General features: G+C 57.9%; 22 protein-coding genes and 4 pseudogenes. 17 read left to right on the top strand and 9 right to left on the bottom strand.

The window, feature by feature from the left end:
- Positions 1-90 precede the first annotated feature (90 nt).
- The 3 genes and pseudogenes from ACR0AO_RS23790 to ACR0AO_RS23780 all read left to right on the top strand — a co-directional run.
- A pseudogene (locus ACR0AO_RS23790) lies at positions 91-423 on the top strand (transposase); the annotation flags it as partial.
- Between the two features lie 460 nt (positions 424-883).
- Positions 884-2,716 carry a TPR end-of-group domain-containing protein gene (locus ACR0AO_RS23785; RefSeq protein WP_480609152.1) on the top strand — a complete coding sequence of 611 codons (1,833 nt, stop codon included), beginning with the start codon at positions 884-886 and terminating at the stop codon, positions 2,714-2,716.
- 122 nt (positions 2,717-2,838) lie between these two features.
- Positions 2,839-3,096, top strand: coding sequence for a transposase (locus tag ACR0AO_RS23780; RefSeq protein ID WP_480609151.1), 258 nt, complete (start codon positions 2,839-2,841; stop codon positions 3,094-3,096).
- 84 nt (positions 3,097-3,180) lie between these two features.
- Here ACR0AO_RS23780 and ACR0AO_RS23775 read toward each other — a convergent pair whose 3' ends face one another.
- From ACR0AO_RS23775 to ACR0AO_RS23760, 4 genes and pseudogenes are all read right to left on the bottom strand, one after another.
- Positions 3,181-5,208 (bottom strand): oxidoreductase, encoded by a 2,028-nt coding sequence (locus tag ACR0AO_RS23775; protein WP_480609149.1) that lies wholly within the window; start codon positions 5,206-5,208, stop codon positions 3,181-3,183.
- A 182-nt stretch (positions 5,209-5,390) separates the two neighbouring features.
- Positions 5,391-6,194, bottom strand: a pseudogene (locus tag ACR0AO_RS23770) (fructosamine kinase family protein).
- Positions 6,195-6,359: 165 nt separating this feature from the next.
- Entirely contained in the window at positions 6,360-7,706 is a 1,347-nt protein-coding gene (locus tag ACR0AO_RS23765) for a DUF7986 domain-containing protein (protein ID WP_480609147.1), read from the bottom strand.
- A 115-nt stretch (positions 7,707-7,821) separates the two neighbouring features.
- Positions 7,822-8,094 (bottom strand): DUF6429 family protein, encoded by a 273-nt coding sequence (locus tag ACR0AO_RS23760; RefSeq protein ID WP_480609145.1) that lies wholly within the window; start codon positions 8,092-8,094, stop codon positions 7,822-7,824.
- 175 nt (positions 8,095-8,269) lie between these two features.
- Here ACR0AO_RS23760 and ACR0AO_RS23755 point away from each other — a divergent pair, with 175 nt between their 5' ends.
- Positions 8,270-8,521: a WGR domain-containing protein gene (locus tag ACR0AO_RS23755; RefSeq protein WP_480609143.1), complete on the top strand. Its 252-nt coding sequence runs from the start codon at positions 8,270-8,272 to the stop codon at positions 8,519-8,521.
- Positions 8,522-8,658: 137 nt separating this feature from the next.
- On the opposite strand, the gene ACR0AO_RS23750 is transcribed toward ACR0AO_RS23755, so the two are convergent.
- Positions 8,659-8,967, bottom strand: coding sequence for a hypothetical protein (locus tag ACR0AO_RS23750; RefSeq protein ID WP_480609141.1), 309 nt, complete (start codon positions 8,965-8,967; stop codon positions 8,659-8,661).
- A gap of 684 nt (positions 8,968-9,651) precedes the next feature.
- On the opposite strand from ACR0AO_RS23750, the gene ACR0AO_RS23745 reads away from it, so the two are divergent.
- From ACR0AO_RS23745 to ACR0AO_RS23725, 5 genes are all read left to right on the top strand, one after another.
- A complete protein-coding gene (locus ACR0AO_RS23745; protein ID WP_480609139.1) occupies positions 9,652-10,023 on the top strand; it encodes a DUF3768 domain-containing protein in 372 nt (123 codons plus the stop codon).
- Between the two features lie 251 nt (positions 10,024-10,274).
- Positions 10,275-12,137, top strand: coding sequence for a ParB/RepB/Spo0J family partition protein (locus tag ACR0AO_RS23740; protein ID WP_480609137.1), 1,863 nt, complete (start codon positions 10,275-10,277; stop codon positions 12,135-12,137).
- Positions 12,138-12,309: 172 nt separating this feature from the next.
- Entirely contained in the window at positions 12,310-12,567 is a 258-nt protein-coding gene (locus ACR0AO_RS23735; RefSeq protein ID WP_480609135.1) for an antitoxin, read from the top strand.
- A complete protein-coding gene (locus tag ACR0AO_RS23730) occupies positions 12,564-12,956 on the top strand; it encodes a PIN domain-containing protein (protein ID WP_480609133.1) in 393 nt (130 codons plus the stop codon). Before ACR0AO_RS23735 ends, ACR0AO_RS23730 begins: the two co-directional genes overlap by 4 nt.
- Positions 12,953-13,495 (top strand): hypothetical protein, encoded by a 543-nt coding sequence (locus tag ACR0AO_RS23725; RefSeq protein ID WP_480609131.1) that lies wholly within the window; start codon positions 12,953-12,955, stop codon positions 13,493-13,495. The genes ACR0AO_RS23730 and ACR0AO_RS23725 overlap by 4 nt, the downstream gene beginning before the upstream one ends.
- A 531-nt stretch (positions 13,496-14,026) precedes the next feature.
- Here the strand turns inward: ACR0AO_RS23725 and ACR0AO_RS23720 are convergent.
- Positions 14,027-15,062, bottom strand: a pseudogene (locus ACR0AO_RS23720) (IS110 family RNA-guided transposase).
- A 506-nt stretch (positions 15,063-15,568) separates the two neighbouring features.
- Between ACR0AO_RS23720 and ACR0AO_RS23715 the strand changes: the two are divergent.
- The 4 genes and pseudogenes from ACR0AO_RS23715 (at position 15,569) to ACR0AO_RS23700 (ending at position 18,655) form a co-directional block, all read left to right on the top strand.
- Complete coding sequence (locus ACR0AO_RS23715) at positions 15,569-15,931, top strand: hypothetical protein (protein ID WP_480609130.1); 363 nt, start codon at positions 15,569-15,571, stop codon at positions 15,929-15,931.
- A gap of 566 nt (positions 15,932-16,497) precedes the next feature.
- Positions 16,498-17,649, top strand: a pseudogene (locus tag ACR0AO_RS23710) (DUF932 domain-containing protein).
- Positions 17,646-17,849: a hypothetical protein gene (locus tag ACR0AO_RS23705; protein WP_480609128.1), complete on the top strand. Its 204-nt coding sequence runs from the start codon at positions 17,646-17,648 to the stop codon at positions 17,847-17,849. Before ACR0AO_RS23710 ends, ACR0AO_RS23705 begins: the two are co-directional and overlap by 4 nt.
- Positions 17,846-18,655 carry an N-6 DNA methylase gene (locus ACR0AO_RS23700; protein ID WP_480609126.1) on the top strand — a complete coding sequence of 270 codons (810 nt, stop codon included), beginning with the start codon at positions 17,846-17,848 and terminating at the stop codon, positions 18,653-18,655. Before ACR0AO_RS23705 ends, ACR0AO_RS23700 begins: the two co-directional genes overlap by 4 nt.
- Positions 18,656-18,939: 284 nt before the next feature.
- Here ACR0AO_RS23700 and ACR0AO_RS23695 read toward each other — a convergent pair whose 3' ends face one another.
- The 3 genes from ACR0AO_RS23695 to ACR0AO_RS23685 are packed head-to-tail and all read right to left on the bottom strand — an operon-like array spanning position 18,940 to position 20,322.
- On the bottom strand, positions 18,940-19,116 hold the full coding sequence (locus ACR0AO_RS23695; protein WP_480609124.1) for a hypothetical protein: 177 nt from the start codon (positions 19,114-19,116) through the stop codon (positions 18,940-18,942).
- On the bottom strand, positions 19,113-19,559 hold the full coding sequence (locus tag ACR0AO_RS23690) for a hypothetical protein (protein WP_480609122.1): 447 nt from the start codon (positions 19,557-19,559) through the stop codon (positions 19,113-19,115). Before ACR0AO_RS23690 ends, ACR0AO_RS23695 begins: the two co-directional genes overlap by 4 nt.
- On the bottom strand, positions 19,546-20,322 hold the full coding sequence (locus ACR0AO_RS23685) for an AAA family ATPase (protein WP_480609120.1): 777 nt from the start codon (positions 20,320-20,322) through the stop codon (positions 19,546-19,548). The genes ACR0AO_RS23690 and ACR0AO_RS23685 overlap by 14 nt, the downstream gene beginning before the upstream one ends.
- Before the next feature lie 521 nt (positions 20,323-20,843).
- Here ACR0AO_RS23685 and ACR0AO_RS23680 point away from each other — a divergent pair.
- The 4 genes from ACR0AO_RS23680 to ACR0AO_RS23665 all read left to right on the top strand — a co-directional run bounded on the left by ACR0AO_RS23680 (position 20,844) and on the right by ACR0AO_RS23665 (position 26,666).
- Positions 20,844-21,290, top strand: coding sequence for a MobC family plasmid mobilization relaxosome protein (locus tag ACR0AO_RS23680; protein WP_480609118.1), 447 nt, complete (start codon positions 20,844-20,846; stop codon positions 21,288-21,290).
- Complete coding sequence (locus ACR0AO_RS23675) at positions 21,287-24,082, top strand: relaxase/mobilization nuclease domain-containing protein (protein WP_480609116.1); 2,796 nt, start codon at positions 21,287-21,289, stop codon at positions 24,080-24,082. Before ACR0AO_RS23680 ends, ACR0AO_RS23675 begins: the two co-directional genes overlap by 4 nt.
- Positions 24,079-25,056, top strand: coding sequence for an ATPase, T2SS/T4P/T4SS family (locus ACR0AO_RS23670; protein ID WP_480609114.1), 978 nt, complete (start codon positions 24,079-24,081; stop codon positions 25,054-25,056). Before ACR0AO_RS23675 ends, ACR0AO_RS23670 begins: the two co-directional genes overlap by 4 nt.
- Before the next feature lie 170 nt (positions 25,057-25,226).
- Positions 25,227-26,666, top strand: coding sequence for an IS1182 family transposase (locus ACR0AO_RS23665; RefSeq protein ID WP_480609112.1), 1,440 nt, complete (start codon positions 25,227-25,229; stop codon positions 26,664-26,666).
- Positions 26,667-26,923 lie beyond the last annotated feature (257 nt).

Here is a 26,923-nt window from a genome sequence, read left to right as displayed (position 1 = left end):
GCGCATATCCTGCTCACAGGCGAATACAGGTGGAAAAATCGATGACGCCCAACCTTAGGGTGTCATTCTGCCCCCAGCCGGAGCAGACCCCGCCTAAAGTCCGGCGACAGACAGAAGGTCATGCGCCTGGCCACGACGGAGTTCATCCGCCGCTTCCTGATGCACGTCCTCCCCGACGGCTTCCACCGCATCCGGCACTACGGCCTGCTGGCTGGCGCGACACGCAAGGCCACCATCACCCGTATCCGCGACCTGCTCGGGCAGGAGCCGACCGAACTGGAAGCACATGAACCAGCCGAGCCGGCCCCGCTCACCCTGCGCGAGCCGTGCCCATGCTGCGGTGGCCCAATGCGCATCGTCGAGATCTTCCGCCGCGGCCAGAAACCGATGTCGCGCGCCCCACCACGGGAGCAGGCCGCATGACGAAACGCCCGTCACCGCAACAAACACCACTCCGGTTCTCACGCCCGTTCCGGACTGGCTCAGCCGTGCCTCACGCGGTGCCGCGACCGCAAACTGCCGATGAAACGCGCAACCCGAGACCGAATATCATCTCCTCGGCAGATCAGGACGCCCTTGGGGACGGTCGCCAGCCTTCGAACCGCTCACCACGCTACACCGTCTCTGGAAACCTCAGCCAACTTTCCCCATAGACAGCGCCTGGCCACCGCGGCTTCCACCTTGGGAGGATTTCCAACGCGCGCCGACGACGCGCAAACCGGCACCGTCGCACCACGGCCCGCATCGAAAATCCTTCACCAATTCGGACCTTGCGAATAAGGTTTTCCTGACATTCTTCTTCTGGTTCTGGACCGATTGCGCGCTGCAATCTAGGCTCCACTCTGTATGCATGCCAAGCATAGGAAATTGATCGGAGTCATAAGTGGAACGACGGCTGTCAGCAATCATGGTAACTGACGTGGTTGGCTTCAGCCGCCTGATGCGGGCCAATGAGATTGCCACGCTGCAGGCTTTGAAGAGTCACCTCGACGATGTAGTCGAAGGCCAAGTTACGGAGCATGCCGGGCGGGTCGTCAAAAGTACCGGCGATGGCTTCATTGCCGAGTTTCCGAGTGTCGTCAACGCAGCAACCTGTGGTGCCGAAATACAATCTCGTATGCGCACCCGCAATCTCGACATTCCCATCGATAGGCGGATCGAGTTCCGGATTGGCATCAATGTCGGAGACATCATTCATGATGGCGATGATGTCTTCGGCGATGGCGTGAATATTGCAGCCAGGATCGAATCTTTGGCGCGCCCAGGTGGAATAGCTGTGAGCGCGCCTACGCGTGCTCAGATCAGCAGGGATTCAGGGCTTCGCTTCGAGGATGGTGGGGAACATGTCTTAAAGAATATCGATCAACCTTTACGGGTGTTTCATCTAGCCAGCAGTGGCGCGCAGGAGATTCCAGCAGATGCACCGCTGCAACGCAACAAGTCAGTTGCGGTGCTGCCACTGATCAATCTGAGCGAAGACCGGGAACAGGATTACTTCGCCGACGGTGTCACCGAGGACCTGATCGTGGACTTGTCGAAGATTTCGGCATTGTTCGTGGTCGGGCGCAACGCAGTGTTTGCCTACAAGGGTAAATCGGGCAACTCCTCGCAGATAGCACGCGAACTGGGCGTACGATACCTGCTTGAAGGCAGTGTGAGACGCGCTGGCAAACGTGTGCGCGTTACGGCACAGCTAATCGACGGAACGACGGGCGGTCATGTCTGGGCTGACCGCTACGACCGCGACCTAGAAGACATTTTTGAGTTGCAGGACGAGATAACACGCACAATTGTTGACCAATTGCGCATTACGCTGAACGTATCCGAACAACGCGCTATCGCCGCGACTTCCACTCGCGATGTCGATGCATATAGCTACTACCTCAAGGGAAGACATTTCTACCATCTGCGGATGCACGACTACATGGCGCGAGCACGCGCGATGTTTGAGGAAGCTGTAAAGCTCGACCCCACATTTGCGCGGGCCTATGCGGGCATCGCGGACTGCGACTCCTGGTCAACAAGTTGGTTGGGCGCAGACATCGATCGCGACGCGATACTTGCCTCAGCTGAAAAGGCCATCAAACTTGAACCGAACCTAGCCGAAGCGCATGCTGCCAAGGGGCAGGCGCTGTTGGGAGCGGGGCAGGATAGCGCGGCCCGCGCTTCGCTGGAACATGCGCTTTCTGTCGATCCATTGTGTTATGAGGCACATTACTACTACGCGCGTTTCTGCTGGACGTCCGGAGACACCGAGCTAGCCAAACACCACTTCATCCGCGCGCTTGAAATCCGGCCAGATGATTACCGCTCGCCACTACTTCTTAACATGATCCTGACTAGGTTAGGTGAAAAGAAGACAGGGAGGGACTATGTCGATCTGGGCTTGCGCAGGGCAGAAATTGCTGCCGATCTGTATCCTGACAATCCTGACCCGCTTGAACTTGGCGCGTCGACACTCGCCCAGCGAGGCGAGTTTGACCGCGCGCGGGAATGGTTGGACCGCGCGTTGCGAATACGGGGCGGAAGTGACGGCGGTAGTTTCAACATAGCTTGTGTCTATTCGCTTTTGGGCGATACGGATCTGGCTCTGAATGTGCTCGAACGTACTGCCAAAGATGCAGGACCGGACGTGCTTCAATGGCTATCGGTCGATCCGGATCTTGATGCGATCCGCGACAATCCCCGCTTCAGGGAGTTGATGAAACAAGACTAGCCTACATGAGAAACTTACTCGTAACTGTGCTAACATTGCTGCTCTAGATGCATTCATATTGGACCTGTCGCGGGATTGTGCCGCTCCTTTGACCACGTATCGTGTCGCAAAGGAGAACACAGATGGCATCACGACCGACGGAGGAATTCCGCGCCGAAGCAGTGCGCGTAGCGTTGACCAGCGGGCTGCCGCGAAAACAGGTGGCTGCCGATTTCGGCGTCGGCTTTTCGACGCTGAACCGCTGGATACAGCAAGACCGTCGCAATCCAGAGAAATCTGCGATCCAATCCGATCTTGAACGCGAGATCGCCGATCAAAGAGTATCAGCGGTCGTTGCGGTGTTGTATGAACTGTTTTGTGACGATGTGGGTGATGCGTGAGAGGTTAGAATGGATACCCATGTTGGCGGCAAGACCCGTCACGAACGTAGATATCAAAAGACGAAACATGGCCAATCCTCTTACTTACAACGAGTTGCAAATACGCAAAGCGTCGAGAATTGCGGCGTGCATGTTGCGGCCTGCGACGGCGTCCCCAATACGCGCCAGATGAAACTGACCGTTCTGCTCAACATCCTTGAACGGCAGCGTGCCATGGATCAATGCATTGTGGTCGAGCTGCCCAAGGTTGCGCGAGCTTGGTTTGAGGCCATGATAGAGCGCGTCCATCGGGGTCAAGCCATGTTCAACGACCACGTGGTCGACAAGACGTATGGTGAGACCACCCGTCAAGACATGGCGCAGGCAAGCGCGGATCCGGTTTCCCTCTCGGGTAAGTGAGTGCAGCTCCTGAAGGCAGGTAAAGGTGACCCCACTGGCGGCCAGATCCAGCAAGGCGACGGCAGATGTCGTTGGGCCGAGATCATGCAGTAGCGCCCGGTCGGGGGTCACAAGCTCGACGGCGTGACCGGCACCCGCCAATGTATCGGCTGTGACCGCGGCGGGGTGATCGCCGACCTCGTCGAACAGAAGCACGTCGCCAGAGACACGCGCTTCTCCGGACAGCACGTCCCAACTGGAAAGTGCCAGATCGCCGCCGGGGATGGCCAGCGGCTCGGGCCAGCCGCCGGTGGCGATTATGACAACATCCGGGGCCTCGGCATGCACATCATCAGCTTCGGCATAGGTGTTCATCCGGAGATCGACCCCGAGGGTGGTCACTTCGGAAATCAGCCAATCGGCCACGCCCCAGATCTGTCTGCGCGTCTTGCCCTTGGCAGCCAGCACAAGCTGCCCACCCAACCGATCAGACGCCTCGAACAAAACTACATCGTGACTGCGCAGGGCACTGACCCGCGCGGCTTCCAGCCCACCGGGCCCGCCACCGACAACGACCACCTTCTTTCGTGCATTGCTGGCTGTAATGACATGGGGCAGCGTTTGTTCCCGCCCGGCGGCGGCATTGTGCCCGCATACGGCAGGCTTGCCTTGATTGACCCGATCCACGCAATAGCCGAGGCCAACACAGGGACGGATACGTTCCTCTTGCGCGCGCGCGAGTTTTGCCACCAGATAAGGATCGGCCATCTGGGCGCGTGTCATGCCAACCAGATCGACATGGCCACCGGACACTGCATGGCGGGCTGTCGCAATGTCGGCGATACCGCCTGCATGAAGGATCGGCAGGTCGACGGCGGCGCGAATACGCCCCGCCACAGTGATATGCGGGGCGGCAGGCAGACCCATGGGGGGCACCCACCCGGCAAGGCCAAGGTCATCATAGGGCGCTCCCGCAAGGATATTGAGCAGGTCAACATGGCCACTATCTTCCAACATCCGGGCGGCAGTGACACATTCTTCGGCACTCAGCCCGCCCTCGGTCAGTTCATCGCCGGTCACGCGCATGGACAGGATGAATTCGGGACCGACCTCTGCGCGCACGGCATCCAGCACCTGCAAGGTCAGGCGCATGCGGTTCTCCAACGGCCCACCATAATCATCGTCGCGCTGGTTCGTGAGTGGGGACAGAAACTGGCCCAAGAGGTGCGAGTGCGACAGAAGCTCGATCCCATCGAACCCGCCTTGCTGACAGCGTCGCGCCGCAGCGGCGAAGTCGTCGATCACCCGTTCGATATCCTCTTGTTCCATCATTTTGGGAAAGGCGCGGTGCGCGCGCTCGCGCACGCCGGATGGCGCCAGAACCGGCAGCCAATGCCCGTCATCCCACGCGGTCCGGCGCCCCATATGGGTGATCTGGCACATGACGGCGGCCCCGTGCGCGTGAACGCCATCCGTGAGTTTTTGAAACCACGGCACGATACTGTCATCGCCCGCATAGAGTTGACCGAACACCGAGGGGCTGTCGGGCGCGATATTGGTCGAGCCCCCGATCATGGTCAGGGCAACACCCCCCTTGGCCTTCTCTTCGTGATACAGCCTGTAACGGTCTCGTGGATGACCGTCTTCGACATAGTTCGGTGCGTGGGCGGTGCTGACGATACGGTTGCGCAGCGTCAGGTGCCTGAGCTGAAACGGTTCAAGTAGTGTGGCCATGATCACGTCCTTTATGATCACAACGACAGATTCAAATCAGCGCTGAGCCGGACCTGCTGGCCGGCTTCAGTGCCTGAAAACATGCGTTGTCGAAAACATGCTAGTTGGAAAGATCGGGTGAGAGTTCACTGCTTCCGACGCTGACGTGTAAAATGACGACCCGCCGGTAGAACACCAATGCGTCAACCGACGCATGCCACGCACTGCTCGACCAGGTTGCGATACCCGGCACCGAACAGCCTGAGATGCACCAGCGCCGGCCAAAGCTGATAGATTGGGCGGCGCTCGGCAAATCCCGGGTCCAAGTCACCGTAAGCCTGCCAGAAATCGTCAGCGGGAGTTCCAAAGAGTGAGAGCATGGCTAGATCGACCTCGGCATCCCCGTAATACGAGGAGGGATCGATCAGACCGGTAACCTGCCCGGCACGCGCCATGACATTTCCAACCCAGAGATCGCCGTGAATTAACGCCGCAGGCGGGTGTTCCGGTAGAAAATCGCCGACCCGTTTCGCCAATGCTTCGACCTGTCGCGCGAGATCAGCGGAGATTTCAGAGCAGGATGGTAGCAGTCGACGTTCGGCTCAAAACTCGGGCCAGGATTGGGTCGGGGCGTTGGGAATGTCCACTGTTCCGAATGAGTGGTCTTCGGGCCAGCCAAAATATGTACCCCTTGTTGCATGGAGTCGCCTTAGGTCCTGCCCAAGAGAGTTCCAGGCGTTTTCCGGGCCTTCATTCGGCCCAAGATCTTCGAGGATCAGAAGGTCGCTTGAAACAGCGACAACACAGGGTACCGGCGCTCCGGCAGACCTGATCGCTTTCAGCATCTGCGCTTCGGTTTTTGCCGCATGCCCGGGCTTTGCAATAAAACTGCGACCATCCGCAATCTGCAGGCGGAATACTGTGGAAAGGCTACCGCCATGCAGCGGCTCTGCATCGGAGATTGTAAGGCCAATCAACTCGGACGCCTTTTCAACAAGTGATCCCATGCTTGCTTTGTAAATGATCCCAAATAACTATGAAACACGGTCAGGCGAGCGCTGAGGACGCGTAGCTGAGCCCTGCGAAGCGACGACCAGCAATAAAGGGATGCGCTGTTGCGTCGTGTATGCGAGCCGAAGGACCGAAATATGTCCAAGTGAATCATCGCTGGTTCACTTTCGGTGATCTGACAGGCCGAGCTCTTTCCACATCCAGCTGAAATCATAATCTGCAACAGGAGAGCCGGTCTGGCGCGCGCTGCGGTTTTCGATTTTCTTCAGCCAGTCGATGACTTTCTTCCTGCCCGCCGTGCTGCGAACGGCCTGGCGCGGTGTCTTGCCATCCAGGGCCGGGATCGGCTGGTCAAGCATATCGCGGTAGTGGTGTTCGAGATGTTCGTGGGCAATCTGACGGGCAAGGGCAGGGGGGATGTCCTCTTCTTCTGCCACTCCGTCACCCGGGCTGTCATCCGCCATCATCTGTTCGACGGTCTGGATTGATGTCAGCGGTGACTTCACCAGATCTCCCAGGAGGTCCCGGACCAGGGCTTCGCCGCGTTCGGCGCGCGCTGCAGAATTCACGGAAAGAGTGAGTGTCTTGCCCTTCAGGTTCAGGGACCCAAGCACAGAGGCCCCTGACATCGACTTGTCCAACACGAGGCCGGTGCCGTGCTTGTTGCCGGACGGGATGTCGACGGCAAGCCAGGTCCAGTCATTCCGACCTGAGACCACGAGTTCTGCGGACTGGGACAGTCTTTGCGAGACCTGGCTTTGCGTCACCTTACTGGCGAGCGGGAAGCAAATCTCGTGAAAGAGCAGGTCATCGCCATCGCTGTTGCTGATTTGTGGTGGTTCCGGGTCCAGCAGGTTCGGCAGATGTGCGAAGAGCCAGGCATTGGTGAAGAGGGGTGCGGAACGGTGTAGCTGGTCCTGCGTCAGTCTCAGCGCATCGCCGGGGTTCAATTTCAACACGGAGCGGAGCCCATCCTCAAACAACGCGACAGTGTCCGGCTCGAAGGGAAGCAGCGCTCCCGAGATCACATAGTGATCGCCCTGCGCGACAACCCGGGCGGCGATGCGGTCCCACCGTTGCAGCATCTGCGTCGCGCTGTGTTCCTGGACGGTGACCGGCTCTGCGCCCGAAAGCAGGTCCTTCAGCACCATGGATCTGCCGGGGTCTATCTCGCTCACCTCGTAAAGACTGACCGGCGCGTCCCGCAATCCTTTGATATAGGCGCGGGTCTGCGCACTTTCCTTGGAACCGCTCCCTCTCAGATAGGCACCTGCAGCGTTTTCGGCGTCCGGTCCGAATGTCCTGCCCAGCAAGTCTTCAAGACCACCGCCCCACAGGACCATTGGCCAGTCACCGCCGAGAAGGTCGCCCAAATCCTCGAAATCGAGATCAAAGGCTTCGAGCGCTGGCAGAAAATGCTCGTCCAACACGTCCGCGAGCCGCTCGTGCCAAATCTCGTCACGGGTGATAAACCCGATGAGCCCGCCAAGATCGTTCCCCGTTGTCATCTTCAGCTTCTCCCTGGTCGCCGGACAGAGGCGATCTAGCGCAGATTGCAACCGCCAGCCAGATCACAAGCTTGTGCCGAACTGCGTTACATGGATGGTCACGCCACCGCGAAGGCTATTTCTTTGGCTCCCGCCCAAAAAGCTCTGTGAAAAGTTCTTTGGATCGGCGCAGGCCTTGATCGGTCAACACCACCGATTTTGCCTTTCCAACCGGATCCAGGATCAAGCCTTTACGGTGCAAGCGGTCAAGCGCGCCCCAGTCAAAGCCCTTCCACGCGCGGCGCTCGTCATGCAGCGTCAACCAGAGCAGCGCCAGAACGGCCTCATCCACCTTGTTCTCATCTATGTCCATACCCACAGCGGACGCGATAAGGGCTGGGGGCGTCAACCCTGATCCGGCGAATGGAGGGCATGGAAAGATCTTCAGCTCGCAATTGGTGCGACCAGATTGATAAGGCCGGGTGACACCCGTGCCGCCTTACATCACGGGTATGAATCGCTCCCAGAGAATAGATATCGCAATGTCATTGGACAGCTGGGTTGTGCCAAGCAATACTGGGAGCATGGAGCTGACAGACACCACACCTGTCCACCTGATCCATGTGGACCCGGACGTCAACATGGCACGGTTCTACGGAATAGAGCTGCAGCCGACGCTGTTCGGGGAAGTTTCCGTTCTTCGCACCTGGGGACGTATTGGCACGAACGGGCAAGCCATGATGGTGACGTATGATGACGAATCCAAGGCTGCTGACGCGCTCCATAAACTTGAAAGGCAAAAACGTCGCCGAGGCTATGTTCCGGTTGGAGCATAGGCGTTTGCTCCCAAGGTTGGACGATGCGATCTATTCAGTGCAATGGAAGGCAGCGGGGCAGGTAGGAAGGCACTGCATCGGAGGTTCTCCCAACCTGGCAATTCAACGCGACAGATGCCAAACCAGCGTGGTATTGTTCAGGGCTTGTTGCTATCGATCCAGCGGGACATCAGATTGCGATCCCGAAAACACTCGTCCGGAACAGGACTGCGCTTGATCCGCGCGATGCGCTCCGCGAAAGCCACCTGCTTGGAGCTTGGCCGTGTATCGCGTACGCGAGGTGCTGACCGCTGCGTGTCGATCCATTGGCTCATCGCACGTCGATCTTGCTGGATTTCCCATGGCAAAACGACGTTTTGTAGTTCCGCCAACTTGCGAGCATAGGCAAGTTGCTTGGCCGTTGCAGGCAGTGCTGTCTGTGTTTCTGAACTGGCAGATCCGGACATGTGTTCTTCCCCTTGTCAGCGTAGCTAAAGAATAGAACAAAAGGGGTTCAAAAGCAAGTATGTTGTGGATTATTGGAACTAACATACTAAATATAGTGTTTCAGCCGCCAGAGCGTGACATGTGTGCTTTTGTTTTCTGACAAGACCATGCCAACGGTGAATTGAGACCCGCGCGCGGCGCGCGGTTCACATTTATCAATTGACAGAGCAGGGGATCGACGCGCTGGCTCGCGCTGACCCCAACCCTGACATTACACCTACTGTGATTGCAGCCCGCTGATGGCGGTCTGCTGTGCTTGTTTTCCCGAGCGTCGCGGGGCCGAAAAGCTCTCGTATCTGATCCGGTCCAAGGGGAAGGCGCTAAGGGAGACCCGCGCCAGGGCGCGGCTCACATGTCTCTTTCCAATGCGCCTCAAGCAGAAATCGTGAAAATCCCGGTTCCTCCCACGCCGCGCGCGGGCCCCTCCCAAATTTCCCCGATTTCAGCCTGACCCCCAGTCCTCCGATCAGATCCGGATCTTTTCCATCGGCCCCCCTCCTTCGCCGGGAAAAACGCGGAGGGGCGAGGGTGGCTGATGTCAGTCCAGCAGGCCGTTTCCTTGGCCTGCTGTGTTCACAACAAACAGCAAGCGGCGAGGCCAAACGCAGATCGGCCACCGCGATACCACGAAAGAGAGGTCCACTATGGCTGCAATTGCAATACAGACCGAGGAAACAGGTCAGGTCGATTATGCCCTCATCGCGCAGCAGAATGACGCGTTCCGCAAGCGCCTGCCCGAAGGCGGGGAAGGGATCATCGTTCAGACAACCGCTATTGACAATATGGGTTCCAGCTTTGTCGCGGCCTGTCTGAACCAAATCGTCACCTATGACGCCTTCAACGAGGACAACGATCCTTACGGCACCCATGAGATGGGTTTCATGGAAATCATGGGCCACAAGGTCTGGTTCAAAATCGATCTGTACGACGAGACCTATCAGTACGGGACACCAGCACCCACCGATTTGAGCAAGACGCGCCGCGTCCTGACCATCCTTTTCCCCAGCGATTATTGAGTTCGGTCCCGGCCATGCGGTCGGGGCTGGACGCGCAACCGGCGCAGGAAAGGAGGTGAATACATGAACCCATACACCATTGAGCGTCAACGTCAGTTGGCTTGGAAGAACCTCAAGAAGGGCGGCCTCTCCACCAAGATCGCCCGCGCCTTCTTGAAGAAACACGCCGCCGCCTAAGCGGCCTCGCTCTACCCCGGAAGGGGTAGGGCACCCTTACCACGAAACTTCACTATGAGAAAAGGGTTACCCCTATGACTAAGCAAACCAATATCACTGCAACCGAGGCCCGTTTTCCGCTGGCATCGCTGACACTTTCCCCGATCAACCCGCGCCAGACCGTACCGGAGGTCGAGGTTATCGAACTGGCCGAGTCCATCTGGACCGTTGGCCTGATCCAGAGCATCGCCGGTCTGGCCGACGACAAGGGCGGCGCTGAAATCGTGGCCGGTGGACGTCGCCTGCGCGCGCTGCAATATCTGGCTGAACAGCACCACGACCTTGCCAGCATCCGCCCCGAACTGGCGAACCCGCTGGTAATGATCGCGCCGGATGTCGAAACGGCGCAAACATGGGCGACTGCGGAGAACATCACCCGCAAGAACCTGACCCCCGCCGAAGAAATCCGCGCCTATGGCAAGATGGATAAGGCAGGTGCGCCCGCCGCTGGCATCGCCCGTGCCTTTGCCGTGACCGAGGGACATGTTTACAAGCGCTTGAAACTGGCGGGCCTGCCGGAACAGGTGATCGACGCACTTGCTGCCACGGAAATCAACCTCGGCGAAGCTGCTGCGTTTACGATCTGCGACGATGCCGACCTGATTTTGCAAGTGCTGGAACAGGCCCGGAAAGGCCACCTGTCGGAATACCAGATCAAGAACATGCTGAAACCGGATGCAGTCAGCGCGTCGGATCGACGGGCAAAATATGTGGGTCTGGATGCCTACAAGGAGGCCGGTGGCCGCGTATCCGGTGACCTCTTTGCCGATAAGACCTTGCTGGATGATGAGGCAATCCTTGACCAATGCTTCGCCGATAAGCTGGCAGTGGCCGCGCGCACGATCCGTCAGGAACAGGGTTGGAAATGGGCTGAGGTTGTCGATGCGACCTATTTTGGCGGCTACGATATCGACCAGATGAAATGCGCCCGCATCTATGCCGAGCAAGGCGAACTGACCGAGGAACAGACCGAGCGCTATGACGAACTGGCCGAGCTTGCAGAGGCAGAAGTGCTGGACGAGGCAGGCGAAGCCGAGTTGCAGGCGCTGCAAACCATTTTGGACGGAGCCTATTCAGACGTTCAAAAGGACTGCGCCGGGATCATCCTGCATGTCAGCAATTCTGGCGCGTTGAGTGTTGTCGAAGGGCTGGTAAAGCCTGAGGACAAAGAGGCGGCGGTTGCTGCCGGAGTTCTGGCCGCATCGAAGCACAAGACGTCCGACACCCCCGAGACGTCCAGTAAACCACGCATGTCTCAGGCGCTGGTTGATGATCTGGCCCGCGTGGTGACAGGTGCGCGCCAACACGCAGCGGTTAACGATCCTGATCTGATCTTTGCCCTGCTGGCCTTTCAGGTTTCAGGCGGCACGAAATACGACAATCCCATCGGTCTGAACGCAAGTGACGTGCCGAACTGGCCGACCACCGAGGCCAGCGGCTATGCATTGGATGAGCGCCTGACGACACCGACCGAATGGGACGGTGATGCCTTTGACCGCGATCTGGCGAAGGAGTTCCGCAAGTTCCGCAAGAAGGGTGACGACCACGTTCAGACTGAGTTGATCCGGCATCTGGCAGCGCTGCTGAGCGGTGGCGACAAGACGCTGAAAGCCCTCATCGACAAAGAGGTCAAGACCGACATTCGCGCGGTCTGGACGCCGACTTTCGACAACTTCTTTAGCCGCATCGCAGGGCCTTACCTCAACGACATCTGGAAAACCGTGCTGGGTCTCAAAGAGGGCAACTATCAACTGAACAACTTTGAAAGCCTCAAGGTGGGCGAAAAGCGCAAGAAGCTGGACGCGCTGTTCAATGATCCTGACACCCGCGAGGCGATGAAGCTGAGCAAGGCGGTTGAGAAGCAGATCGCCTTGTGGTTGCCCGAGGGCATGGTCTGAGACCCGCAGGCGGGGCGCAAGCGCCCTGCCACATCGATGATGTTTCTGCAGGCGGTAACGGGTTGAAAGCGAACACGAAAAACAGCCGATGGAGGCGGGCTTTAGTCAGCTTTGGCTTGTATGGAACGGCAACAAGATATATATTATTGATACATACCAAATGGAGGTAGCAATGCCAGATACTGCGGTTGCAAAAGTGTTCATGACCGGTCGGTCTCAGGCGGTTCGGTTGCCGAAAGAATTCCGGTTCAAGACTGATGAAGTGCGGATCAGGGCCGAAGGCTCAAAGGTCATTCTCGAACCCATCGAAAGTGATTGGGAGTGGTTGGACGAGCTGCACAAGCTGGGTCCGCTTGATGAGGATGCCGCGCGGGCTGCCGAGGAAGATGTGCCACCGCAGGATCGCCCCGAACTGGATGTGTTCAGGTGAAATTCCTGCTCGACACCAACGCCGTCACTGGGATCATCGCGGCCAATAGCAGTCTGATTGACCGATTGTCTGAGCATGTGCCTAGTGATTTCGGTGTTCCCTCTGTCGTCATGTATGAACTCTATTGGGGCGCATACAAAAGCGCGAAGGTTGCTGAGAATGTGGCGCGTGTGGATGCGCTTCGGTTCGAGGTGCTTGACCTGTCAGCTGCCGATGCGAAAGCCGCTGGCCTGATCCGCGCTGATCTGTACAGGAAAGGCACACCCATTGGGGGATATGACCTTCTGATCGCAGGGCAGGCGGTTTCGCGGTCCCTGACGCTCATCACCAACAATGTCAAAGAGTTTCGCCGGGTTGAAAATCTGATCTATGAGGACTGGCAATCATGACCAAAGTCAGCACGCCAACCGCCGCAGAGAGCGCAATCCGCCGTGTGTGGAAATCTGCGCAGATGTATATCGCGTTCCACAAGGATCAGAAAAAGCGCAAACGCGAGGAGCCGAAACTTTGGCCTCCGAAGAACGGTAGCGCGTCACTGCATGATGATATCGCGGAGCAGGAGGCCATTGTTGTCGTCAAAGCCGCTGATGCTGAAGACACCCAGGATGTGCAGATCAAACTGCATCCCAGCCGGATCGTTGTGCGTCGTGATGCCGACAAATGGTGGCAGGGTGTTGCGATGGACGATCATTCCGTGACTGTCCGTATGGCTGATAACACGATCATTGAAATCCGGCATGACGGGTCGATAAAACGCCGGTCCGCCGAAGATGAAACCCATGTTGAAGCGGATGGCAGCATTTTCAAATGGACACCGCACGCAGAGGCGATGATGACCGGCGACGGGATCGAAATGTCCCGGCGTACCGACGACCGCATTGCGGCTATCACGCATGACGGCGTTGTCGATCGGGCCCGCAAGCGCTAATCTGGCATCAATACCTCCAGATTTTCCTTCGGTTAGACTGGTGGTCTGCTTCGGCGGGCCATTCTTTTGTCCTTGTGCTGGCGCCGATGTTCCTCTGGTGTCGCTTGGCACCAGGGGCCGTTGCCCCATGTGCCGGCCCGACTGGTCGCTTCCGTAATGGGGCGTTCAATTTCAAGGAAAAAAAGTCAAGTAAAAGCACGGCGCTAGCTAAATGCTACGCGTTGTTTTTCATTACTCAAATGCTTTCCCGTTGCGAAGGTAAGGAAATATAGCGATTGGCCATTGGCTGCTTCAGAAAACTTCCATCGCCGGGTAAATGCTTCCGTCCGTAGTCAACACCTATGTTGGGCCGCCACTTGATACGTAGTTCTATCAGATTCCAAGTACCCATCTTCGCTGCAGGCTTGACCTTTGTCAGCATTGCGACCAGTTCGGTATCATTGGGTCCACGTCCCGGCGAGGGACCTCCTTGGCAAACTGGTGCGCCAGTCGCCTAATCGCCTTGCGTGTGATTTACTTTCTTACGGTTACTTATGAATGGGCTGACATAGCGGCATCACGAGTGAATTCAAACGCCGTTCCATGCTTCCACATATTGTGCAGGACCACACAAATGCGACGTGCAAGCGCAACTGTTGCCCGTTTCTTGCCCCGCCGTGTGGCCAGCCGCAGCGCCCATGTGGCAAGCCAATTTGGTCGCGCATTCTTAATCATCACTGTAGCGGCTTGATACAGCGCAGCCCTAAGCGATGTATCGCCAGTTTTTGTAATACGTCCAACAATATCAATTTCGCCGGACTGGTTGCGCTTGGGAGTTAGGCCCGCCCAGGGTCCAACGTCTTTTGACGATCTGAACCTGCTCGGATCATCGATAGCCGATTTGACTGTAAGAGCGACGACAGCACCGACACCGGGCATGGTCATCATTAGTTCACAGACGGGGTCACGTTTGGCTATCGCAATCAGTAGCTTGTCCACTTCTGCATATTGCTCTTTCAGAGCAGCACGGGCACGCAATGTTGTTTCCGTTGCCATCTCCAATGCAAGGTTTCCGTTTGCCAGCTCGCGAATACGGGCATCGTAATCCCCTTTGGAGACCTTGCCGACCTTCAAGCCAAAGTTGCGTAAGACACCACGGATCGAAAGCTCAAGATTCAGAATTCCTTTTTGCAGTGACTTTCGGGCGGTCAACAAAACGCGCATCTCCTGCGACGACACCGATTTGCAATGCACAGGCCTGTACCATCCCGTTTGCAACAACCGAGCAATACCCTCCGCATCACGTTGATCCGTTTTGACCGGCATAGCCTTCAGCACGCTTTTGACCTGTCGCGTTTCCATCAGAACCGTGTCCATGCCAGCCTCTGTCAGGTGCTTGTAAAGCCACTGAGATAACGGACCGGCTTCCAATCCAACGCACAGGATTATCCCTTCAATTTCTTTCAGCGCCCTGATCAACGCGTCAGGTTCACTTGCAGTCGATGTCGCAACGGTGATTTTGCCCTGCTCCGTCACTGCGCAGATCGCGGTGCTTGCCAGAGACGTCCAATCCGATAAACATATTCATGTCGTTGGCCTTCCAATCTCAGGATTTGGGGCGCGCGTTATTGCCTGACCCCGTAGACACGCTATTGCGTATCAAGGGCAACGACACCTCTCATCACCGACATGTTCAATTCTCGACAGTAGTAAGATGCTCAATGCCCCATTACCGTATCTTCGCTTTGACGGCCGGCACAGCGGCCGGCGCATCCCCGAACCTTGGCGCCAGGACACAAACGGCCCTCCGCCTCCGCTAACAAGGAAGGGCGACTTGCGCCACCACGGGCTGTATCAATCTCCTCCAAGTCAATCCGGCTCAGGAAGGCCACCAGCTCGCGGCTCAGAGCATGCACGTGTGATGGATCGACTTGGTTTCGCCGCCATCAGACGTGGATCGGTGTTCCAGCCTTTCGCTCGCATCGGTTCCAGTAATTCGTGCCGTTTCACTGGTCTGACAGTCTTCACTCCGTTGCCAATGAAGATTCTCGCTCCCCGTGTTTCTTCAAGATGAACATATGCGAGCAGTCGGGTTTGGCGCTGCTGATCTGGCAACAGATCACCAGCTTCAACGGCTATTTTCCGCAGCCGGGCAAGCCCGGCTTTGCATCGCGAAGCAAAATAGCCGCTGACATCCCCTTCGTGCCCGCAAAAGCCATGTTCATCGAAACACTCAAAAGCGAGGATCTAACAATGGCAACTCAAACTCTGAAACTGAACGTCAAAGCCGGTGAAAAAGATGGCACGAACTACTGGGACCGGTGCGGGGTTCTCTTTGTAAACACCGACGACGCGACCGGCGAAATCAAGTCGATCACCGTCAAACACAGCATGTTTCCCGGCGTTGAAATGGTGGCCTTCCCGAAGCGGAGCGACGAGGACGGCGTAACCGAATAACCGAGGGGCAGGGCGGCGCAAGTCGCCCTTTCCCGTGCTCCGGCTTCTGGCTGTCATCAAGATCATCTGGAGGTGATCTTGATGCTATAACCGAAGAGCAGTGCTGGGACATGCTTAGCGACGTATCAATTGTAACGCTTGATAGCCTGATCGCGTCGGGCAATCTTGAGCAGGTTTTCCCAAGTAACTGAGTGGCCGAGAGTCAGCATAGAGATCAGGGCAAATCCCGCGCCTTCAGCGCGTGACCGCGTGCTAGGCTCCAGCCGGCCTTACCGGCTTACGCCCCGAACCGGACATGCCCATTCTCCCTGCGGCCCGAGTGCTGTGAAATCTGTCTCATCCGAGCCAGCTTTCACGGCGGCCGCAAGTCGCCTGGTCACGCCCGTTTCGGCCCTTCGGGTGATGCCCGTTCGCTTCGCCTTTTGCGAAGACCACGCTCGATAGACATCGAGCAAAGCGCAGACCGACAAGCGGTCTGCTTTGCTTCTTTTCCCGAGCGTCGCGGGGCCGAAAAGCTCTCGTATCTGATCCGGTCCAGGGGGAAGGCGCAAAGAGAGATCCGCACCATGGGCGCGGCTCACATATCTCTTTCCCATGCGCCTCAAGCAGAAAAACGGCTTTCACGCGCAAAGCACGCAAACCTTCCGTTTTTCAGCCTGACCCCCAGTCCTCCGATCAGATCCGGATCTTTTTCATCGGCCCCCCTCCTTCGCCGGGAAAAACGCGGAGGGGCGAGGGTGGCTGATGTCAGTCCAGCAGGCCGTTTCCTTGGCCTGCTGTGTTCACAACAAACAGCTAGCGGACAGGTCGGGCCACATCGGCCACCGCCTCACCACAGAGGAATATTCCTGATGACTTACAATCGTTACATGCGAGGCATGTCATGCGGCGGACTGGTGACAGGGGAGGCGCTGACCAACGACCAACTGCGCCAAGCTGTCCCGTCAATTTTTGCAACCGAGGGTCACGAAAGCCGCTCTGACCGCTTTGTTCCGGTGCCGACTGTGAACGTTCTGGACGGGCTGCGGAAAGAGGGGTTTGACCCGTTCTATGCCCAGCAGGCGAACACCCGTGTTCCGGGCAAGGCTGCGTTTACAAAGCACATGCTGCGGCTTCGTCACCGCTCGATCACCAACAGCGATGGCGAGTCCTTCGAAATAGTTCTGGTCAACGCCAATGACGGGACCAGCAGCTATCAGATGATCCCCGGCTATTTTAGGTTTGTCTGCGCGAATGGCCTGATGGTGGGCGATACCTTTAACGAGGTAAAGGTGCGGCACTCGGGGAATGCGGTGTCCGAAGTCGTCGAAGGCGCGTTTACCGTTCTGGACGATGCCGAAGAAATCACGGAGCAGGTGCAAGATTTCAAGGCCATCACCGTGAACGACGCGGAACGGAAGATTTTGGCCGAAGCCGCACACTAGCTGCGCTTTCCTGAAGCGGCCAAAGAAGATGGAAAACCCGCGCCGATTGATGCGACACGGTTGCTCAGCACGCGTCGCAACGCTGACCGCTCGGCTGATCTGTGGACCGCGTTCAACGTGGTTCAGGAAAATGTCATCCGAGGCGGGATTTGCGGTCGTGTCCGGACAGCCGATGGGCGGACGCGCCGTCAGCGGATCCGCGCTGTTGCCGGGATCAATCAGAACAAAGCGCTGAACCGCGCGCTTTGGACGCTGACCGAGAAAATGGCCAAATTGAAAGGGGGTGGCGCATGAGCGCCCCCTTTACCGTCCATTGCTCGAACTGCGGCGGGCAGAACGTCAGGCGCGACGCCCATGCAGAATGGAACGCAAAGCTACAGCAATGGGAGCTTTGCGCCGTCTATGATGCATGGGACTGCGACGATTGCGGCCATTCGGTTTCAGTCTATGAGCAGGCTGTTCATGACCCGTCCGCAATCAAGGCATCAGCATGATTCCGGCTGTCACCGATTTTGTGCGGATCATCAACGAGCTTGACCGATCCAAGCACCGGGATGAGGTTTTCCGTGATTTCTGCGAACTGTCCTATTGTGCTTTAGCAAAGCGCGTCTGCCCTGATGAGGCCCAAAGAGACGCGCTTGAGACGCAGTATATGGAGGTGGTCGGGCGCTACCGCAACAAAGACGACATCCGCCGCATGCCGGAACTGCTGGCCATCATGGCGTGCACGATCGGCAATGGCGGGTGTGACTTTCTGGGCATGGTCGCGGGTGAGCTTGGCGTACTGGACGCCAAGCTGGGCCAGTTTTTCACGCCCTATGAAGTGTCGCGTATGATGGCAGAAATGACCTTGACTGATGCCAAAGCGATCATCGAGGCGGAAGGGTTCATAACGATTGACGAACCCGCCGCCGGGGCGGGCGGCATGTTGCTGGCCGTGGCCGATACCATCGAGGGTATGGGGTTTGAATTGGAAACAAGTGTTTGGTTCCGCGCAACCGAGTTGTCACGCGCGACCTATCACATGGCCTATCTGCAACTCACTGCGCGCGGGCTAGCGGGGCAGGTCATTCACGGCAACAGCATCAGCTTGGAAGCCTACACGGGCGCATACACCGCCGCTGCGCCTGCATTCTTTGCGGCCAATGGCGATCCGTTTGCAAAGCAACGCGCAGAACGGGAAGCGCAGGCCAAAGCTGATGCAGAAAGAGCCGCACACGACGAAGCGGCCCGCAAGGAGCGCATCAAAACGCTGGGTGATGGCCCCGCGATCCAAGGCGACCAGCTCAGTCTCTTTTGAGGCTGGGCTATTTCTCTTGGTATGTCCCCTCCGTTGGCGGGGCCGAGGGTTATCCAGTCCGGTCAATTTCAACCTTGGGCGAAATTGACCTGACCGAAGCAGGCTGTAAGCAGAGACCGCAAATATCTCAGCGTCAGCCTGTGGATAACCCGCGGCCGGCGATGCCCTGACTGCCAGCGCTAGTTTGGAGTTTTGCACAGACGGAACAAACGGGGATCAATACACTTATTTGTCCTGTACCGTTGTTCGGATCATCTTGGCAATTGCTTTGTCATTTTCCAACATTACTTGCCGGAACAGGCTTCCGACATTGACGCTTGCGCGCAGAGATTTTGGAATACCAACCAGAATTTCCTCCAAGGGCGTTCAACTTCACCACCTTCAGGAGCCGAAATCTGGAACCGGATCGGTGTACGCACGTTACTCTTGATTTCACCAGTGGCTTTTTTGCGCTTGGTCATTGTGCATCCCCGTTCAGGTTGTTTCGGATCATGTCTGCAATAAGTGCATCGTTGTCTTGCAGAACCTCTTTGAAGAAGGCCCCAAGGTTGAAGTTCTTCCGGAAGGGGGCAGGTATGTTGCTGCGGACTTCTTCAAGTGCAGCCGCAATCTCGCTGCCGTCTGAGGTTGATATCTGAACCCTGATCGGTTGCCCTGCCACGCTAGGCCCTTCGGATCTCGCAGACGCATCTTGCTTTGGCCTGCCCGTGGCTGGTTTAGACATTTTGGGTTTTTCGGTTGGTGCCTGATCTGCGACCGGTTCGGTTTTCGCCGGTTTGGCGGGTTCCGGTTTAAGTTCAGCCGAGGGTTCATCCTGCCCTTGCTTTTTAAACTCTGTCACGGTTGGCGCGATTTCGGATTCGGACCCCTCAAACAGGCTCTCAATGCTCTTAGGCCGCGACATGATGCACCTCGCTTTCCTTCAGAGCGTTTAGAACATAGTCAGCATTGCTCAGCGCCTTTTTGCAGCGATCCGCCATGCGCCGTGCATTCGACCTGGCCGTCTGGGTTTCCGCCTGTTCCATGGCTTCCTCAGCAAAACCCATCAACCGCCCGATCGTTGTCCCCGCCCTTAGCGCGTCATCCATCGCGGCGGAATCGGCAATGCCACCAATGCAGGTAAACTGCTTTGCCAGAGCTTGTTTGCCCTTCTGAATACCCGCTGACTGCGCGACAGATTGCCGGGTAAACATGATGCGGAATTTTTCTTTCGGGTCTGCCGAGCTGCCGATTTGCTGCAACGCCGCTTCGCAGGATCTGTACGTGACCGTGATTGGATTGTATTCCGCCGACGATCCATCAGACGGGCACAGCACCATATCGGCGACAGCCATCGCCATCGCGGCCGTCATGCTGGGTTCGCCTTTGGTGTCGATCAGCAGGTAGTCAAAGCCCCCTGCCTTTTCCGCCTCAAGAATGTGGGCATAAGCGAGTTTCGCATTCTCTGCATCTTCCTTGGCAAACTGCCCGGCCTCGATCAGAAGTTCATCTGCGGGGATCGGCTCCAGCCCGTTATTCGGATTCAACCATTCCGATAGTGTGCCTTGTGAATCCAGATCGAGGATACGAACACGTTTGCCCTGATGGTGCAAAGCAGAGGCGAAGGCGACGAGCATGGAAGATTTCCCCGCCCCGCCCTTGGAGTTTACGGCTGCATAGATTTTCAATTTGGTCTCCGGGTCTGCGCCCGAAAGCCACGCCGCAGAGCGGCGTGCCACAACCGGGCTCGCGATTTCAAGTTATCGCGCGATCCCGCACCCGCGCTGAAATCTACGCTATTGTTTTTCTAAGCAATACTCAACCGTCAGCCACCCAGAAAGCCAAATAGCAAATGGATACAGATAGATACCACAAGCCCTATGGCAACTTCCATCATGCCTGGCACCATCTGGCTAAAGACTGGCACCGAGTGCCAAACGGCGTTTGGCAGCGACCAAACGGCGGCAGCATTAGGTCATCGGCCACGAACCTACCGCCATGCGGCAACTGGCGTTCGGCAGGCGGCAAACGGTTGCACCTCGTGCAACAGATCGTCTACATCCTACGCTTCCTTTGCGGGATATTAGTGAATGTAGTACCGACATTCATTAGGACTTGCAGTCGGCTTACAGGTCAACTTACAATTGAAATACGATATGCGCGGCCTGCGGGGGCCTCGCCCGATTTCTGATCGAGGAGAGCCGCCCCGATGCCGTCTGGTATACCCAAATCACTTGTAAAATCCATGCGCTTTGACGAGGACGAATGGGCGTTCCTTGAACGGCGCAGGAAGGCCATGCGGCTGCGCAGCGTCACCGGCCTGGTGCGTATGTGCCTGCGTGTGGCCTTCGGGATTCCGACCAAAGAAGAATACCGGACGCTGCAGTTCAAAGAACACCTGGCTCAGCTGATCGGCATGGCCAACAACCTTAACCAGATGACCAAGGCTGCGAACGCAGGGAAGTTCCGGCTCAACAAGCGAACCGAAGATCAGATCGAGGCCATGAAGGTCGAGATCCGCGAGTTGCGTCAGTTGTTCGTGGCTTACTCGGATGCGGCCCGTGCACGGTCTTTTACCCGCGCTCTTGAGATTGAGCGGCTGGCGGAAATCCAACGCGCGCATCGTGTGTCACCCAACGCAAAGAGTGACGGATGACCAGCTTGACCACCGCATATGATCCGGCCTGGGACGCGCTCTTTGGAGAGTTTCAGTTGATCCCGGATCTGAAGCCGCGGCCTGGTCAGAACCTTACGTGGTCGCATCGGCGGCCGGCACAACGAGCGAGCGCATCCAGTGGGGCAGCTGGCATGATCGCCAATGCACTTCTGACCAATCAGGCGGTAGTCAAGGTTGTCCGCGGTGGGAGCGTCACGGCATCTGGGCGTCTGGGTGGCCAGCTGTCTTACATCACCCGCAAGGGCACCGTCGAAATGGAACGCGGCGATAGCGGCGAACTGACGCATGGGATGGATGGCCTGCGCGACGTGCAGGACGACTGGGCGAAGGATTGGGCCCAGATGGATGCGCGTGTCACCAGCTACACCTACCATGTGATCCTGTCCTACCCCAAGGACACGGACCGGGAGGCCGCCAAGCAGGCTGCGCGCAGTTTTGGCGAGCGGTTGACGAACGGCGAGTATGGCGACCGCTACAAATATGTGATGGCCCATCACGACGACACCGGACACCCACATACGCATCTGGTGATCAGCCGGGCAGGGGTCTTGGGTAAGACTCTTCAGCTGAGCCGGTACGGGATCACCCCCCAAGATCTACGCGATCTGCAGGTTGAGACCGCGCGGGACGTTGGCATTGTCCTGACCGCGACCAGCCGGTTCAGCCGCAACCTGCGCCCCGAGCGCGAAAGCAGCGCGCAGGTTCATGCGCGGCGCGACGGCCGAACGCTGCGCGAGCGATCATCCCCAGAGCAGCGCAGCGGTTTTCCATTCTTTGGGATCGGCCGGGAGCAGCCAATTGCACCGGACCAGCTGCGGGTCCTGAACGACCAACGCAATTCCGAATACGCCGCCCTTGGCGAAACACTCCGGTCGCATCAGACCGGGGTCGCGCAGGGCATTTTCACAACACAATACCCAGGGCGGGCCGAGACCCTGGGCGCGTTTTCAACGGCTGTTCTCGGCGCAGCCAAAATCCTGTTGCGGGGCGGGGTTCTCAACAATGAGGAAATCGACATGAACGCTCAAGTTGCCAACCAGATGGACCCGACCCACGCGTCAGGAATAGACGGCGAGATGAAGGCCATTGGAACCGATGTCCGTGAGTTTATCACAGGCATGGACGCCAAGGCCGAGGCTATGGAGAATGAAGAAAAGCGCATCCAGACCGAGGCTGCGATTTCTCGTGTCCTGCGGGATTATGAACCGCTGATGGACGAAGAGACCAAGACGTTCTTTGGCAAGCGCCTGGAGCGGGACGATGAGGTCGAGGTGGGTCGCGATGACGTTGATCCGACACGTCAGCGCCGGGCTGCAGAACAGGATGCAGCAGATCCAACACGCACCCAGCCCATCGGACAGGAGCGGGCAGGCTCAAGTGGTCGGGAGCGGGCCGATGCAAACGATCCGCGCAGCGCGGCAACCAATGCGGTGTTGAAAGACGCCGACAGGCAAGTGGCCGAGCGGTTCGAAACGATGGGCATCAATGGCGATCTGGTCTTGTCGCGCATCCGCAACGGCGCTGACGTGGACAGGCAGACCCGCGAGAACTGGTTTGAACGCGATGTTAAGACCTTGGCGAATTCGCATTCGCTCAGCGAGAACCAGGCGCGGATCGACATGAAGGCCGCGTATAAGGATGCTGTAGAGATCTACCGCGATGCCCGTGGCGAGGTCCGTGACATCAACCGCGCCTTTGCCGAGGGCAGGGGAGAAGACTTCCTGCAGGAGAAGATCAAGACCGGCGTTCAGGATGAAATCCAGACCATGAAGGGGCAGGGCTTTGACCGGGCCGCCATTGGAGGCCGTCTGCTTGAAATCGAGGATCGCGTACAGGAGCGAGTGACAGGCCGCGCACCGGATCGCGCTGAAGGCAAAGCGCGCCCGGGCCCGGAACGTTCAAGCCAAGCAACAGATGCTCGCGCCACCGGATCAGCGCCGCGGCGTCCTGATCTGGACGCGGGCGTGCGCGGTCAAATCGTCAAGGCTGGGTCTGCGCTATTCAAAGAAGACGAGAAAGACAGCCTGTCGCCTTATGTCGATCTTAAGGTGGAGGGCCGGGACAAGCCGTTCCGGGTCTGGGGCGTCGATCTGACCGACATGATGCAGCGCGAAAGCCTCAACATTGGTGACACCGCCACGCTTGCCCATGACGGCTACAAGAGGGCTACGGTAAGCAAGATCGATCCAGAGTCTGGCGAAACGAAGACCATCGAGGCAAACCGCCGCGCCTGGAAAGCAACCGACATCGAGCGCGCGCCGCGTGAGGAACAACGCGGGCTTGAACCACTTCAAGTGTCTGCACGTATCAAAAGGGAAGTGTCCCCTGAACGGCCCGAAGAAAAAGGCCAGCAGGATCGTACTGTCCGAAAAGAGGTCTCCGTTGAAACCGGTGTCACGGGTGTCATCGTGGATGCCAAAGAGGCTCTGGTGCGCCCCGATGATCCAAACAGCAAATCGTTCTATGTGGATATGAAGGTCGAGGGCAAAGACGAGCCGGAACGGATCTGGGGCACCGCTCTGCAAGACCAGATGGCACGGAACAACATCTCAATCGGTGACACCGCCACCTTCGTCAAAGCGGGCAAAGAAGAAGTCACCCGGTCACGCCGGAACCCCGAGACCGACGAACCGGAGCGCGTCAATGTCACCCGCACGGCTTGGGATGTGAAAAACATCGACCGCCAGATTGATCGTGATCCTGTAGTGCAAGAGCAGCGGCGTCGGGAACGGAAAGAACGCGCCAAGGGCGACCGGGGTATCAGCAGATGAGCCGCCATCTGGAAAGTACGTTGAATCGGGTGTTCGGAGGGCAATTGCTCTCCGATCCCCTCCTATCTGAAATTGTCCTGAATCCGGACGGTCGGGTCTGGATAGAGCGCAGCGGTGAGCCCGCCATGCGCCAGCTGGACCAGCGCATGGGTGAAGATGATGCGGAGGCGCTTGCACATGATTTGGCTGGCGGTAATCCCATTTCCAGCAAAACACCGCTGGCCGGGACGCAGTTTGAAATCGACGGATCACTGTGGCGGGCGCAGGTTGCAGTCAAACCCGCCGTGGAAGATGGTGTTGCCTTTGCCTTGCGTCGAGCCGTGGCAAAGCAACTGTCACTCGATGATCTGATGGCGGGCCTGCCGGACCTGAATGCCAACATGGACGATCTGAAATCCGGTACTGACCCTGCGGATTCGGCTGTCTTCGAGGCATACGAGAACAAGGGTTTTGGCGATTTTCTGCGCGCGGCTGTCAAGGCCAAATGGAACATCCTTCTATCGGGCGGGACATCATCCGGCAAAACGACCTGGTTGCGCGCCTGTCTTGGCGAAGTGGACCACTCGGAGCGGATCATGACCATTGAGGATGTGCTGGAGATCCGGCCCAGCCAGCCCAATGCGGTGTCATTGGTGGTCAACAAGAACGCATCAAGCAGCGATCTATTGAAAGCTTGTCTGCGATTCCGACCGGAGCGGATCATCATGGGTGAGCTGCGCGGTGCCGAAGCCTATGATTTCCTGTCCGCTATCAACTCGGGCCATCCGGGCGGGATTTCCACCCTGCACGCAGCATCACCGGAATCCGCGCTTTCTCGTTTGGCGTTGATGGTCATGCAGGCAGATACCGGCCTGACCTATTCCGAGATCCTTGAATATTGCCGCTCGATGATCGATGTGATTGTGCAGTTTCGGAAAGCCGGGGATCAGCGGCGACCGGTTGCTGTCAGGGTGCTCAGGGAGAAAGCGGGATAGGTTTTTGAACGCCCGATGGGGAAGCGGCCGAAGGAGGTTTTTTCGGTCTTGCAGATCGCTCGTAAGGCTTAGCCGATGTTCAAGCAAACTGCGGAGAATGGCTGCAAAGAGCCGAGGGTGTGTGAAAACCCGATATGAGGTATCCTTTTCGGCAAAGACCGGAGGCAGGCATGTCGGGCTACATCGAGGGGACGGACCGGGGGCAGATGACGCTGTTTCCGGATCGGCTGGAGGATTGGATCGGTGAGGATAACCCGGTCCGTGTTATCGACCTTTTCGTGGATGAGATCGATCTTGCGGAGATTGGCTTTGGCCGAACGGCTCCGGCAGCGACCGGTCGACCCGGCTATCACCCGTCGGTTCTTCTGAAACTCTTCATATACGGCTATTTGAACCGGGTCCCGTCCAGCCGGGCTTTGGAGAGAGAGGCCGGGCGCAATGTCGAGGTGATGTGGCTGACGGGTCGGCTGGCCCCCGACCACAAGACGATTGCCGATTTCCGGCGGGTCAATAGTTCTGCGATCCGCAAGACCTGCGCCCAGTTCGTCGAGCTCTGCCGGCGGATTGGAGTGCTGAAGGGCGACTGCGTTGCCATCGATGGCTCCAAATTCAAGGCCGTGAACAATCGCGACAAGAACTTCACTAAGGGCAAGATCGCCAGCCGGATTGCCCATCTTGAGGCCAGCATCGAACGCTACCTTGAAGAGATGGTGCGGATTGACCGCCAGGACGAGGGAGAGGCCCGGGCCGAGAAGATCGCCAACCTTGCGCAACGCTATGGCCGCATCCGGCAGGAGATCCAGCGTCTGAAGAAGATTGAGCGGGCGTTGAAGAAGGCGCCGGACAGCCAAATCTCTCTGACCGATCCGGATGCTCGCGCCATGGCGACAAGCGCCAAGGGGAGTGGTTTTGTGGGCTACAACGCCCAGGCCGCGGTGGATGCAGAAACCCATCTGATCGTCACGCATGATGTGATCAATGCAGGGCACGACCGCAAACAGCTGTCACCGATGGCCAAGGGGGCGAAGGCTGCGCTCGGACGCGACGAGATGAGTGTGGTGGCCGATAAGGGCTATTTCAGTGGCCGCGAGATCTTGGCTTGTTACGAGGATGGCATCACCACGACCCTTCCCCGGCCCGAAACCTCAGGCAACCGGAGCAAGGGCATGTATGTGAAGGCCGACTTTGCCTATGACGCAGATGCGGATGTCTACCGGTGCCCGGCAGGCAAGACGCTGACATACCGGTACACCACCGAGGAAGGCGGCCTGGTGGTGCGGCGTTACTGGACCAAGGTCTGCCAGACCTGCCAGATCAAAGCGCGCTGCACCACCGGGAAAGAGCGCCGGATCACCCGATGGGAGCATGAGCATCTGGTCGACGATATGCGGGACCGAATGAGCCGCGATCCTGCCTTGATGGCACTCCGCCGCTCGACCGTCGAGCACCCGTTCGGCACGATCAAGGCCTGGATGGGGGCGACGCACTTCCGGATGCGGCGGTTGACGCACGTCCGCACTGAAATGGCATTCCATGTCCTCGCCTATAATATCAAGCGGATGATCGACCTGGTCGGGGTACGTGGACTTCTGGCAGCCATTCCGGCCTAATATGGGCCGTTCGGATCAAAACGCACCGCGGCAACCGCCGCGAGAGCTCAGATTCCGCCCTCTCCGGCGCAAAGGGCGCCACAGGCGGGCAGAAACCGGAAACATCAACAGGAGCCAACGGAGCACCCTCAGCGCAGAGACACCAAGCGGGTTTTCACACACCCTCAGCCCAATCCAACGAATGCTGCGCTGCATTCGAACGGCAGCAGTTGGCGATCAACCGGACTTCCAGTCGGCTTGCGCCACGTGTATTCGTG

It is taken from the genome of Ruegeria sp. AF8, from assembly GCF_056541825.1.
Note: the sequence above shows the minus strand (reverse complement) of the source record. Positions and strands in the feature narration are given on the sequence as shown.

Bases quoted from the DNA above. Each gene is read 5' to 3' on its own strand.
- ACR0AO_RS23780 (WP_480609151.1), top strand. From the start codon at position 2,839: ATGGCATCACGACCGACGGAGGAATTCCGCGCCGAAGCAGTGCGCGTA.
- ACR0AO_RS23775 (WP_480609149.1), bottom strand. From the start codon at position 5,208: ATGGCCACACTACTTGAACCGTTTCAGCTCAGGCACCTGACGCTGCGC.
- ACR0AO_RS23765 (WP_480609147.1), bottom strand. From the start codon at position 7,706: ATGACAACGGGGAACGATCTTGGCGGGCTCATCGGGTTTATCACCCGT.
- ACR0AO_RS23755 (WP_480609143.1), top strand. From the start codon at position 8,270: ATGGAGCTGACAGACACCACACCTGTCCACCTGATCCATGTGGACCCG.
- ACR0AO_RS23750 (WP_480609141.1), bottom strand. From the start codon at position 8,967: ATGTCCGGATCTGCCAGTTCAGAAACACAGACAGCACTGCCTGCAACG.
- ACR0AO_RS23745 (WP_480609139.1), top strand. From the start codon at position 9,652: ATGGCTGCAATTGCAATACAGACCGAGGAAACAGGTCAGGTCGATTAT.
- ACR0AO_RS23740 (WP_480609137.1), top strand. From the start codon at position 10,275: ATGACTAAGCAAACCAATATCACTGCAACCGAGGCCCGTTTTCCGCTG.
- ACR0AO_RS23735 (WP_480609135.1), top strand. From the start codon at position 12,310: ATGCCAGATACTGCGGTTGCAAAAGTGTTCATGACCGGTCGGTCTCAG.
- ACR0AO_RS23725 (WP_480609131.1), top strand. From the start codon at position 12,953: ATGACCAAAGTCAGCACGCCAACCGCCGCAGAGAGCGCAATCCGCCGT.
- ACR0AO_RS23705 (WP_480609128.1), top strand. From the start codon at position 17,646: ATGAGCGCCCCCTTTACCGTCCATTGCTCGAACTGCGGCGGGCAGAAC.
- ACR0AO_RS23700 (WP_480609126.1), top strand. From the start codon at position 17,846: ATGATTCCGGCTGTCACCGATTTTGTGCGGATCATCAACGAGCTTGAC.
- ACR0AO_RS23695 (WP_480609124.1), bottom strand. From the start codon at position 19,116: ATGACCAAGCGCAAAAAAGCCACTGGTGAAATCAAGAGTAACGTGCGT.
- ACR0AO_RS23690 (WP_480609122.1), bottom strand. From the start codon at position 19,559: ATGTCGCGGCCTAAGAGCATTGAGAGCCTGTTTGAGGGGTCCGAATCC.
- ACR0AO_RS23680 (WP_480609118.1), top strand. From the start codon at position 20,844: ATGCCGTCTGGTATACCCAAATCACTTGTAAAATCCATGCGCTTTGAC.
- ACR0AO_RS23675 (WP_480609116.1), top strand. From the start codon at position 21,287: ATGACCAGCTTGACCACCGCATATGATCCGGCCTGGGACGCGCTCTTT.
- ACR0AO_RS23670 (WP_480609114.1), top strand. From the start codon at position 24,079: ATGAGCCGCCATCTGGAAAGTACGTTGAATCGGGTGTTCGGAGGGCAA.
- ACR0AO_RS23665 (WP_480609112.1), top strand. From the start codon at position 25,227: ATGTCGGGCTACATCGAGGGGACGGACCGGGGGCAGATGACGCTGTTT.